This window comes from Delftia sp. WSY_10, assembly GCF_043104705.1.
GTDB lineage: Bacteria > Pseudomonadota > Gammaproteobacteria > Burkholderiales > Burkholderiaceae_C > Comamonas > Comamonas tsuruhatensis.
Map to the genome: position 1 here is coordinate 96,953 of NZ_JBICKY010000032.1, position 11,757 is coordinate 108,709.

The window sequence follows — 11,757 nt, forward strand, 5'->3', positions numbered from 1 at the left end:
GAAAATACGGAGCGAATGTTGCCCTTCCCGCCGGCCAATGCACACTCGCATTTACCCGAACCACCGCAAATGACGCGCAGGGCATAGGCTGGCGTCACTCAGATTTGACAAAATCCCCAGGCAACAGCAAACTGGTAATACCAGTATGAAAACAAGAGGCAGTACTTCGTGAATACCTTGTCAGAGACCCGCCCCGCCCGCCTTCGCCTGCGCGTCCAACCGCTGACCGCCGAAGCCTTTGCCGAGTTTGGCGAGGTCATCGACAGTGCAGGCCACACGCCGCTGCTGATCAATGACGGCATGACCGAGCGCTACCATGCCCTGGCCCGCGTGGACACGGGCGGCAGCGAGGGCCACGCGCTGATCAACCTGTTCCACGCCCGCCCCTATACGCTGCCCCTGCAGCTGACGAGCATGGAGCGCCATCCCCTGGGCAGCCAGGCCTTCATGCCGCTGGACGCCCAGCCCTTCATCGTGGTGGTTGCGCCCCTGGGAGAGCAGGTGGCGCCCGGCGACCTGCGCGCCTTCATCACCAACGGACGCCAGGGCGTGAACTACCGCCGCGGCGTCTGGCACCACTCGCTGATTGCCCTGAACGCGCCCGCGCGCTTCATCGTGGTGGACCGGGGAGGCCCTGGCGACAACTGCGACGTGGTGCCCATCGGCGATGCCGAAGGCGTTGTGCTGGAGCTGGACAGCGCGCAGGACTGAATGGCCCTGCCCCAATGAACAAAGCCGCCCGAGGGCGGCTTTGTTCATTGGGCGACGGCGGCTCAGGCAGGCACCAGGAAGTCGCGGCTGATGCCCTGACCCAGGTCGTGCACGCGATCCAGGAACTGCGTGAGATAGGCGTGCAGGCCCGTGGCCAGGATTTCGTCGATGCGCGCATAGCGCAGGTCAGCCAGCAGGCGGCCCGCCTTGCGCTGGGTCTCGCGCGACTGGTCGTTGGCCACGCTTTCCAGGTTGGCCACCACTTCCAGCATGCTGGCCAGCAGCGAGCGCGGCATGTCGCTGCGCAGCATCAGCAGCTCGGCCACGCGCTCGGGCGTGATCACGTCGCGGTAGACCTTGCGGTAGACCTCGAAGGCCGAGACGCTGCGCAGCAGCGCGCTCCAGTGGTAGAAGTCGAAGGGCGTGGCCCCTTTGCCCGACGCTCCGTTGCGCGCGCTGCCATGGTAGTCGCGCTCGATGGCGTGGAATTTCACGTCCAGCAGGCGCGCCGTGTTGTCGGCGCGCTCGATGAAGGTGCCCAGGCGCAGGAAGTGGAAGGCCTCGTCCTGCAGCATGGTGCCCAGTGTCACGCCGCGCGACAGGTGCGAGCGGTGCTTGACCCATTCGAAGAACTGGCCCGGATCGCGCTCCCAGTCCCCCTCGGCCAGCAGGCGCTTGAGTTCCAGCCAGGTCTGGTTCTGGGTCTCCCAGGCCTCGGTGGTCAGCGCCCCGCGCACGGCACGCGCATTCTCCCGCGCAGCGCGCAGGCAGGAGGCGATGGACGATGAGTTGCTCTCGTCGCGCACCATGAAGTGCAGCACGGCCTCTCGCTGCACCTCGCCGTGGCGGGAGGCATAGGCGGGGATCAGCTCGCTGATGGACAGCACGCCCTGCCAGGCCTTGCGCGCCGCCTGAGGCGCCTGGGGCAGCATGGAAGTGTCATAGGAGACGTTGAGCATGCGGGCAGTGTTCTCCGCACGCTCCGTGTAGCGGGACATCCAGTACAGATGATCGGCAGTACGGCTGAGCATTCAATGTCCTCCCTCGTTTGACTCACCGGCCCCGAGCACCCAGGTGTCCTTGGTGCCGCCGCCCTGTGATGAATTGACCACCAGCGAGCCTTCCTTGAGCGCCACGCGCGTGAGGCCGCCGGCCACCATGCGTACCTGATTGCCGCTGAGCACGAAGGGACGCAGGTCGATATGCCTTGGCGCGATGCCCTGCTCCACCAGGGTGGGGCAGGTGGACAGCGCCAGCGTGGGCTGCGCGATGTAGCCGCCGGGATTGGCGATGAGCGCGCGGCGGAAATCCTCTATCTCGCCGCGCGAGGCGGCAGGCCCGATCAGCATGCCGTAGCCACCGGCGCCATGGACTTCCTTGACCACCAGCTCATCCAGGTGGTCGAGCACGTAGCGCAGGTCGTCGGGCTTGCGGCACAGCCAGGTCGGCACGTTCTGCAGAATGGGTTCCTCGCCCAGGTAGAAGCGGATCATCTCCGGCACATAGGGATAGACCGATTTGTCGTCGGCCACCCCCGTGCCCGCCGCATTGCAGATGCTGACGTTGCCCGCACGGTAGGCGCGCATGAGGCCGGGGCAGCCCAGCGTGGAGGTGGGACGGAAGACTTCGGGGTCCAGAAAATCATCGTCCACGCGCCGGTAGATCACGTCCACGCGCTGCAGGCCGCGCGTGGTGCGCATGTAGACCACGTCCTTGTCCACCACCAGGTCCTGGCCCTCGACCAGCTCCACGCCCATCTGCTGGGCCAGGAAGGCGTGCTCGAAGTAGGCGCTGTTGTACATGCCGGGCGTGAGCACCACCACCGTGGGCTCGGGCGTGCCGGCCGGAGCGCTGGCGCGCAGCGTCTCCAGCAGCATGTCGGGATAGTGGGCCACGGGCTCCACGGGATGACGGGAGAACAGGTCGGGGAACAGCCGCATCATCATGCGGCGGTTCTCCAGCATGTAAGACACGCCCGAAGGCACGCGCAGGTTGTCCTCCAGCACGTAGTACACGCCCTCGCCCTGGGCATTGGCGGCACGCACGATGTCGATGCCGGCGATGTGGGCGTAGATGCCGCCCTGCACGGCAAGGCCCCGCATCTCGGGGCGGTACTGGCTGTTGTTCAGCACCAGCTCGCGCGGCAGCAGGCCCGCGCGCAGGATTTCCTGGTCGTGGTAGACGTCGTGCAGAAAGCGGTTGAGCGCCGTCACGCGCTGCACCAGGCCTGCCTGCATGCGCTCCCATTCATGGGACGGGATGACGCGCGGAATCAGGTCGAAGGGAATGAGGCGCTCGGTGCCGGCGCCACTTTCATCCTTGTCGCCGTAGACGGCGAACGTGATGCCTACGCGCCGGAAGATGATCTCGGCCTCGGCGCTGCGCGCTCGCAGCGTCTGTTCGGACTGGCGCGCAAGCCATTGCGCATAGTCCTTGTAGTGCAGGCGCACATCGCTGCCGTCGAACGGCGTCATCGTGTACATCTCGTCAAATGGATGCATTCGTCACCTCCTGTCGCTGCATGTGTACGAGGTAAAGCAAGCTGCGGGCCAGCCCTCGTATCGCACCAGTGTAGCGATAGGTAACCTCAATCCGGACAAGCGGTATCCAGCATATACCGGCTGCGCGGCCATCGGCACCCGTCCTATCCGCCCTGCCTCTGCGTGATGTGCCTGACGTGCGTGACATGCATGTCCCAGTAACGGCGCGCCCGCTCCCGCTCGCAGACCAGCTGTGCGGGATCGGCAGAGCGCCAATGAGCTACGCCGCAGCGGGCCGACTGCACCACGCTGGAGCCGTTGGCCTCATAGCGCCGCACCACCTCGGGGACCGGGTGTCCATAACGGCTGCGGTATCCCGCCTGCACCATGGCCCAGCGCGGTGCCAGGGCCTGCACCAGAGCGGTGCTCGATGAGGTGCGGCTGCCGTGGTGCGGCACCAGCAGCCACTGCACGGGCGTGAGGGCGCCGGCCTGCGCCAGCGCCCTTTCCTGTGCAGCCTCGATATCGCCGGCCAGCAAGGCCTGCACCCCGGATGCCGAACGCAGCAGCAGCACGCAGCTGCCCGCATTGGCGTGGGCCAGGGCCTGCGCGGCCGGCAGCGGTTCGCCCGCGGGTGGATGCAGCACCTGCATCTGCACGCCATCCCACTCCCACTGCTGGCCGGCCTCGCAGCGGCGCACGGCGCCCAGGCCGGCCAGAGCGGGGTCCAGGATCACGGAGTCCGATCCCCAGACCTCGGCCTGCGGCTGCGCGGCATGCACGGCCAAGGCGCCGCCCGTATGGTCGCCGTCGCGGTGGCTGAGCCACAGCGCATCCAGGCGCAGCCCCAGGGCCTGCAGCAGCGGCACCAGCACCCGTTCGCCGGCATTGCTGTCCATGCCGTACTGCGGACCCGTGTCATACAGCAGGGCGTGCCGGGCCGTGCGCAGCAGCACGGCATTGCCCTGGCCTATGTCCACGGCCATCAAATCGAACTCGCCATGTGCCGGTGCGGCCGGCGGCCACCACAGGGCCGGCAGGCACATGGCCAGGCCCCAGCAACGCCATCCGGCCGGCACAGGAGCCACCAGCGCCAGGCCTGCACCCAGCGCAGCCAGCCCCGCCCACAGCGGCGGCTGCGGCAGCTGCAACACGGCCCAGCCCCACCGGTCCAGCCACTGCAGCAGTTCCAGCAGCGGCGCCAGCGCCAGCGCCGCGCCCGTCCAGAACGGGGGCCACAAGGCCCCCAGCAAGGCCAGTGGCGTGACCACGAAAGTCACCCAGGGAATCGCGGCCAGATTGGCCAGCAGCCCCGACAGCGACAGCTGGCCAAACAGCATCAGCCCCAGCGGCGCCAGCGCCAGAGTGATGCGCCACTGCTCACCCCACAACGCCAGGGCACGGGCGGGCAGCGACGGCCGCACCGCGCCCTGCATGCGTGCATCGGTCGCCAGCAGCACGCCCACGGCGACAAAACTCAGCCAGAAGCCCGCCTGCCACAGGGCCCAGGGATCGAGCACGACAACCACGGCCAGCGCCAGGCACCACACTGCGGGCCAGGGCCAGCGCAGCCCTGTGACGCGCAACGCGGCCACCGTTGCCAGCATGCACACCGTGCGCTGCGCCGGCAGACCCCAGCCGCTGAACAGGGCATAGCCGCCCGCCAGCAGCACGCCAGCTAGCAGGGCCGCCTGCGGCGCCGGGCACCACAGGCAGGCCCGGGCACTGCAACGCCACAGTCGCCCCACGACCAGCGCAGCCAGCCATGCGAACAGGGTGATATGCAGTCCGGAAATACTCATCAAATGGGCCACACCGGTATGGCGGAACAGCGTCCAATCGTCACGCGCAATGGCCTGCTGATCGCCCATGGCCAGGGCGGCCACCACGCCCAGCATGCGCGGCGACTGCGCGGGGTCCATGCCTACGCGCTGCATGGCTTGCGCGAGTGCGGCTGCCCGGTTCACGATGGCCTCGCGCATCTGCTGGCGCCAGCGCTGCAGGGCGTAGGCGCCGGTGTCGGCCAGCAGGCTCGCCGCTGGCTGTTCGCGCACATAGCCCGTGGCCTGCACGCCCTGCTCCCACTGCCACAGCTCATAGTCGAAACCGTGGGGATTGCGCGCGCCATGCGGGCGCTTGAGCCGTACGGTCAGGGCCCAGCGCTGGCCCGGGCGCAGGACGGGCAGCGACGCTGCGGCGCCCTTGGACGCCCGGCCCCGGGCTGCGTACCAGGACAGCTCGATCAACCCGGGAAACGGCGCCAGGGCCTCTTCGCTGCCCGCGATCTGCGCCTGCTCCACGGCCATGCGCCAGCGCACGCCCTGGGCCATGTTCTGGGGCAGCGATGCCACGACGCCGACGATGCGCAGGTCACGCCCTTCCAGCTGCGGCGACAGCGCGTGGCCCGCAAAGTCCTGGGCACGCCAGCCTGTCAACCCGCCTACCAGCAAGGCGGCGCAGACAGCGGCCCACAGGCCTTGCACAACACGGCAGCGCCGGCCTGCCCATGCCCGCCACGCCCTCCATGCCAGGCCTGCCAGCCCCATGCACGCCAAGAGCAGATACATCCACAGCGGCCACAGGCGCGGCTGCGTGACCTGCCAGGCCGCACCGGCCACGCAGCCGAGCAGCAGGGGCGTCCAGGAAGACGGCGAGAGAGTTTGGGCAGCTGCCGCAGGGTGCATCCACACATGCTAGGAGCGGATGCCGCGCAGCCACCATGCACCGCCTCGGATTCAGACAACAATCAGACTGACGGAAGCCCAGGCCCTGACATGCCAGGGTGCACGGGGGCTGTGTCACACTGTCCGCCACCCCGGCACTGGCGCCGGATTTTTCTTGTCTCGAAGGAATCAACGATGAGCGTTTACGAACAACTGAAGGCCCTGAACATCGAACTGCCGTCGCCTGCCATCCCGGCGGCAGCCTACGTGCCCTATGTGCAGACGGGCAATCTGGTGTTCCTGAGCGGACATATCGCACGCAAGGAAGGCAAGGTCTGGGCAGGCCAGCTGGGCCGTGATCTGCAGACTGCCGACGGCCAGCAGGCCGCGCGCGCCATCGCCATCGACCTGATGGGCACGCTCCAGCACGCCGCCGGCGGCGACCTGGGCCGCGTGCGCCGCATCGTCAAGCTGATGTGCCTGGTCAACTCCACGGGCGACTACACCGAGCAGCATTTGGTGGCCAACGGCTGCAGCGAGCTGCTGGGCCAGGTCTTCGGCGATGCCGGCACGCATGCGCGCAGCGCCTTCGGCGTGGCCCAGATCCCACTGGGCTCCTGCGTGGAAATCGAGCTGATCGCCGAACTGGCCTGATCGGCATGCCGCCGCACGGCGCCGCCGTGCTCGCAGGCGGCTAGAAACTCTCCCATTGGCCATCCTCGGCTGCCGGTGCGGCGGGCCGGGGCGCCGAGGCCAGCTTGGGCGCCGCCTCCCTTGCGGCGGCAGGCCGCGCGGCAACCGGCCCGACAGCCGCAGGCGCCACGGCTGCTGCCGGCCGCCTTGGCGCTGCGGCCTCGCTGTGCGCAGTGCGCGCCGCCGGCGCAGCCTGCCTTGCGAGCGTCGTCGGCGAGGGCGCCAGGTGCGCCACCTTGAACACCGCCACAGTCCGCGACAGCTGCTCGGCCTGCTCACGCAGGCTTTGCGCCGCGGCCGCGCTTTGCTCGACCAGGGCCGCGTTCTGCTGCGTCATCTGGTCCAGCTGTCCCACGGCCTGATTGACCTGGGCCACGCCCGCGCTTTGCTCCGAAGAGGCCGCCGTGATCTCGCCGATGGTGTCGGCCACGCGCTGCACGGACTGCACGATGCCCTCCATGGTGGTGCCGGCATCGCCCACCAGGCGGGCACCGTCCTCCACCCGTTCCACCGAAGCGCCGATGAGCTGGCGTATCTCCTTGGCAGCCGCCGCGCTGCGCTGGGCCAGCGTGCGCACCTCGCTGGCCACCACGGCAAAACCCCGGCCCTGCTCGCCGGCGCGGGCCGCCTCCACGGCGGCGTTCAGCGCCAGGATATTGGTCTGGAAGGCAATGGAGTCGATGACGCCGACGATGTCGGCAATCTGCCTGCTGCTGTCGTTGATGCCTTTCATGGTCTCGACCACCCGGGCCACGACCTCACCGCCGCGCTGGGCCACCTGTGACGCGCCCGCCGCCAGGCTGCTGGCCTGCTGCGCACTGCTGGCGCTTTGCTGCAGCGTGCTGGTGAACTGCTCCATGGCGGCCGCGGTCTCCTGCAGGTTGCTGGAGGTCTGCTCGGTGCGCACGGACAGGTCGTGGTTGCCGGTGGCAATCTCGGCACTGGCGATGGCAATGCTGTCCGTGCTCTGGCGCACCTGCTGCACCATGCCCGACAGCGATTCGCTCATGGCCTGCAGCGAGCGCAGCAGGTCGCCGAATTCGTCAGCGCGCTGTGTCTGTCCCTGCGCCGCTGCGCTCAGGTCGCCTGCGGCAATGCGTTCGGCCAGTTCCCTGGCCTGGGCCAGGGGACGGCGGATGCTGGCAATCAGGAAATGGGCGCCGATGACGATGCACAGCAGCAGCACGCCCACGGCCGCAGCGGCAAAACCCACGGTGAGCCTGCGCGAGGCTGCCGTCTCTTCCTGGCTGCTGCGCACCACCTGCTCCTGCATCTGCACGAAGTCGCGCAGCGACTGCAGATAGGCATCCACGGCAGGGTTGTAGGATTGCTTGACCAAGGCCAACGCCTGCTCCTGCCGGCCATCGGCCTTGAGCTGGCGTGCCTGGGCACGCAGTTCGATCATGGTCTTGCGGGCTGCCGCAATCCTGGCCATCTGCGCCTTGTCTGCGTCGGACAGGGGCATGGCTTCCAGTGATTTCTGCACCTCGGTGATCCGCGCCGAGGTGGCGCTGATCACGTCCTTGAACTCGGCCTCGACGGCAGCATCACTGCTGACCACCAGGGCCTGGGTGCGGGCCGCATTGGTTTCGGTCAGCCCCATCCAGCGCACGGCGGCCTGGACCCGCGCCTGCATCTCCTGGGTGACGGCCTCGGACCGGGCCTGGACCTGGGCCGAGCGATAACCCGACAAGCCGACCACGCCCACCAGCGCCACCACGATGGCGGCCACGGCAAGCCACAGCTTGTGTGCCATGCGAAGTCGCAGCATATCCAGTCTCCCTCATGTTGGAAGACTCCATGTTGAGGCCTGCAGCAGGGCCCGGAGGCCGGAAAAACCCAGAGAAAACCCCTGATCCGCCCCTTTCGCGAAAGGCATTGCAGGGGCAGCTGCGCTCTTTACTCCACGCGCGTCACGCTTTGCGGCTTGAAGCCCAGGTCGGCCGACTTGCCCTTGCGGCCGCGCGTGCCACGGGCATTGTTGAGACTGCGGATCTCCAGCGTCTCGCTGCGCTCCTTGCCGCCGCGGCCCAGGCCATCGATGCGGATGCTGCGCGTGTAGGCGGCAGCGCCCGCCAGGGTGTCCTTGTCCTCCAGATCGAGCAGCATCAGCCCGCGACCGCCCTTGGCCATGTGCTTGAGGCTGGCGATCTCGAAGGTGAGGATGCGGCCGCCCGTGGAGGCGCAGATCACATGCGTGGCCGGCAGCAGCAGGCCCGCGCCCTGCTCGCCTTCCTGCGGCTCGGCGCGTGCGCCCATGGGCACGCCGTAGGCCGTGGACGGGGCGCACAGCGTCTCGCCGTCGGCCAGCGTCACGAAGGCCTTGCCCGCCTTCTGGCGCGAGACCATGTCGCCCACCATGGCCACGAAGCCGTAGCCGCCCGACCCCGACAGCAGCAGCGCCGTTCCTTCGGCTCCCGCGAAGTAGTACAGGATCTGGGTGCCGGCCTCCAGCTCGATGAGCGTGGTCACGGGCTGGCCATCGCCGCGCCCGCCGGGCAGCTGCGACACCGGCACCGAATAGACCCGGCCATTGCTGCCGAAGGCCAGCAGCTGGTCCACCGTGCGGCACTCGAAGGTGCCGTGCAGGCTGTCGCCGGCCTTGAAGCTGAGCGTGCCCGCATCGACGCCATGGCCCTGGCGCGTGCGCACCCAGCCCTTGTCCGAGATGATGACCGTCACGGGCTCATCGACCACCTTGACTTCGGCGACCACCTTCTTTTCTTCCTGGATCAGCGTGCGGCGCGCATCGGCGAACTGCTTGGCGTCGGCCTCGATCTCCTTGCAGATCAGGCGGCGCATGACGCTATCACTGCCCAGGATGTCTTCGAGCTTGCCCTGCTCGACGCGCAGTTCCTTGAGTTCCTGCTCGATCTTGATGGCCTCCAGCCGCGCCAGCTGGCGCAGGCGGATTTCCAGAATGTCGTCGGCCTGGCGCTCGGACAGCGCAAAGGCATCGATCAGCGCCTGCCTGGGCTCGTCGCTGGCCCGGATGATGGCGATGACCTTGTCGATGTTCAGCAGCACGGCCTGACGGCCTTCGAGGATGTGGATGCGGTCCAGCACCTTGGCCAGCCGGTGCTGGCTGCGCCGCGTGACCGTGGTCTGGCGGAAGGCGATCCATTCCTCGAGCATCAGGCGCAGGCTTTTCTGCACCGGCCGGCCATCCAGGCCGATCATGGTCAGGTTGATGGAGCTGGACGACTCCAGGCTGGTGTGCGCCAGCAGCGCCGTGACCAGCTCCTGCTGCGGCACCTTGCCGGTCTTGGGCTCGAAGACCAGGCGCACGGGCGCATCCTTGCTGGACTCGTCGCGCACGCCGTCGAGCACGGCTAGCATGCTGGCCTTGAGCTGGGTCTGTTCCTGGCTCAAGGCCTTCTTGCCGGTCTTGACCTTGGGATTGGTGATGTCCTCGATCTCTTCGAGCACCTTCTGCGCCGAGACGCCGGGCGGCAGCTCGGTCACCACCATCTGCCACTGGCCGCGCGCCAGCTCCTCGATCTTCCAGCGCGCGCGCAGCTTGAGGCTGCCGCGCCCCGTGCGGTAGGCATCCTGGATGTCGGAGGCGCTGCTGATGATCTGCCCGCCACCCGGATAGTCGGGGCCGGGGATGATCTGGAACAGTTCCTCGTCGCTGAGCTGCGGCCGCTTGATCAGGGCCACGCAGGCGTCGGCCACCTCGCGCAGGTTGTGGCTGGGGATTTCCGTGGCCAGGCCCACGGCAATGCCGCTGGCGCCGTTGAGCAGGGCGAACGGCAGGCGCGCGGGCAGCTGCTGCGGCTCCTGCGTGCTGCCGTCGTAGTTGGGCACGAAGTCCACCGTGCCCATGTCGATCTCGTCGAGCAGCAGGCCCGTGATCTTGGACAGGCGCGCCTCGGTGTAGCGCATGGCCGCTGCGCCGTCGCCGTCGCGGCTGCCGAAATTGCCCTGGCCATCGACCAGCGGATAGCGCTGGTTGAAGTCCTGGGCCATGCGCACCAGCGCGTCGTAGGCCGACTGGTCGCCGTGCGGGTGAAAGCGCCCCAGCACATCGCCGACCACGCGCGCGCTTTTGACGGGCTTGGCCGCCGTGTTGTGGTTGGGGCCGCTGTAGCTCAGGCCCATGCGGTCCATGGCGTACAGAATGCGCCGCTGCACGGGCTTGAGGCCGTCGGTGACATCGGGCAGTGCCCGGCCCTTGACGACAGACAGTGCGTATTCAAGGTAGGCGCGCTGTGCGTACTGGCCCAGGTCCAGGGCATCGCCGGCCGCCTGTTGGGCCAGATCCAGAGTGTTTTGATCGCTCATGAAGAAATTCGTGATCTCAATAAATGCAGTGAAGGCCGCTCATCGCGGCGATGGCAGCCCTGTGGACAAGGTCATCCGTATCCGGGGCGCTGTGCCAGGCTGTGCCGCCACCGCAGGCGCTGCCTGGCCCGCACGCTGGCGCCCGCCCTGCAGCTGCTCGTAGATACCGAGCACGGCCTTCACGTAATTGCGGGTTTCCTGATAGGGAGGAATGGCCTGCCCCGCACGCCGCACGGCACCCTCGCCCGCGTTGTAGGCGGCCAGCACCAGGTCCAGCCGCCCGGGGAACAGCCCCATCAGATGGTTGAGGTAGCGCGCGCCGGCCGGCACGTTGACGGCCGGGTCGGCCAGTTGCTGCTGCACGCTGCGCTGGCGGCTGGCCTCCACGCCGAAGCGCTGGGCCGTGGCGGGCATCAGCTGCATCAGGCCGACTGCGCCCTTGGGCGAGATGGCCTGCGCGTCAAAGCCCGACTCGACGGCAATCACGGCCTTGAGCAGGTCGTAGTCCACCCCCGTGTGGTCCGCCGCCTTGCGCAGGTGGCCGCGCACGCTCTTGTAGCGCGGCGAGATGTCGAAGAAGCTTTGCATCCGCGTGCTCGCCTGCAGCCTGCGCCCGGCATCGCTGCCGCCGTCATCGTCGGCAGCGGCCTCGGCTTCCACCAGCGGGGGCTTGAGTCCCTGCTCGGTGCTGTCATACAGCGAGCCGCGGAAGTAGAGCTTGTAGCGCTCGTCCAGCGCCTGCGCGGCGAAGTGCGTGATGCCGCGCTCGTCCACGAAGGCCCAGAGATCGGCATGCGCGGGCTGCGCCACCCCCCACAGCGCCAGGGCCGCGCCCAGCGCTGCAAGCGCGCGCGCGGCAGCGGCGCGCGCAGGGTGCGGGCGGTGCGGAAGGTGCTGTGGGGCAGCCGGGCGCAGGGGCATGG

8 protein-coding genes are annotated in these 11,757 nt (G+C 68.4%); 2 read left to right on the forward strand and 6 right to left on the reverse strand.

All coding sequences use genetic code 11. The annotated features are described in order from the left end of the window. Positions 1-168: 168 nt before the first annotated feature. Complete coding sequence (locus tag ACF8ML_RS14230; RefSeq protein WP_209671958.1) at positions 169-711, forward strand: ureidoglycolate lyase; 543 nt, start codon at positions 169-171, stop codon at positions 709-711. Positions 712-773: 62 nt separating this feature from the next. On the opposite strand, the gene ACF8ML_RS14235 is transcribed toward ACF8ML_RS14230, so the two are convergent. From ACF8ML_RS14235 to ACF8ML_RS14245, 3 genes are all read right to left on the reverse strand, one after another. After that, entirely contained in the window at positions 774-1,742 is a 969-nt protein-coding gene (locus ACF8ML_RS14235) for an alpha-E domain-containing protein (protein ID WP_016447616.1), read from the reverse strand. After that, a complete protein-coding gene (locus ACF8ML_RS14240; protein ID WP_016447617.1) occupies positions 1,743-3,212 on the reverse strand; it encodes a circularly permuted type 2 ATP-grasp protein in 1,470 nt (489 codons plus the stop codon). 143 nt (positions 3,213-3,355) lie between these two features. Beyond that, positions 3,356-5,875, reverse strand: a complete 2,520-nt coding sequence (locus ACF8ML_RS14245) for a DNA internalization-related competence protein ComEC/Rec2 (protein WP_392407281.1) — start codon at positions 5,873-5,875, stop codon at positions 3,356-3,358. Positions 5,876-6,049: 174 nt separating this feature from the next. Between ACF8ML_RS14245 and ACF8ML_RS14250 the strand changes: the two genes are divergently transcribed. After that, positions 6,050-6,508 (forward strand): RidA family protein, encoded by a 459-nt coding sequence (locus tag ACF8ML_RS14250; RefSeq protein ID WP_047326676.1) that lies wholly within the window; start codon positions 6,050-6,052, stop codon positions 6,506-6,508. A 40-nt stretch (positions 6,509-6,548) separates the two neighbouring features. Here ACF8ML_RS14250 and ACF8ML_RS14255 read toward each other — a convergent pair whose 3' ends face one another. The 3 genes from ACF8ML_RS14255 to ACF8ML_RS14265 all read right to left on the reverse strand — a co-directional run bounded on the left by ACF8ML_RS14255 (position 6,549) and on the right by ACF8ML_RS14265 (position 11,755). Then, positions 6,549-8,318 carry a methyl-accepting chemotaxis protein gene (locus ACF8ML_RS14255; protein ID WP_392407284.1) on the reverse strand — a complete coding sequence of 590 codons (1,770 nt, stop codon included), beginning with the start codon at positions 8,316-8,318 and terminating at the stop codon, positions 6,549-6,551. 128 nt (positions 8,319-8,446) lie between these two features. Then, positions 8,447-10,834 (reverse strand): DNA topoisomerase IV subunit A, encoded by a 2,388-nt coding sequence (gene parC, locus ACF8ML_RS14260; RefSeq protein ID WP_016451257.1) that lies wholly within the window; start codon positions 10,832-10,834, stop codon positions 8,447-8,449. Between the two features lie 39 nt (positions 10,835-10,873). Next, a complete protein-coding gene (locus ACF8ML_RS14265; RefSeq protein WP_277848830.1) occupies positions 10,874-11,755 on the reverse strand; it encodes a lytic transglycosylase domain-containing protein in 882 nt (293 codons plus the stop codon). Between the last annotated feature and the right edge of the window lie 2 nt (positions 11,756-11,757).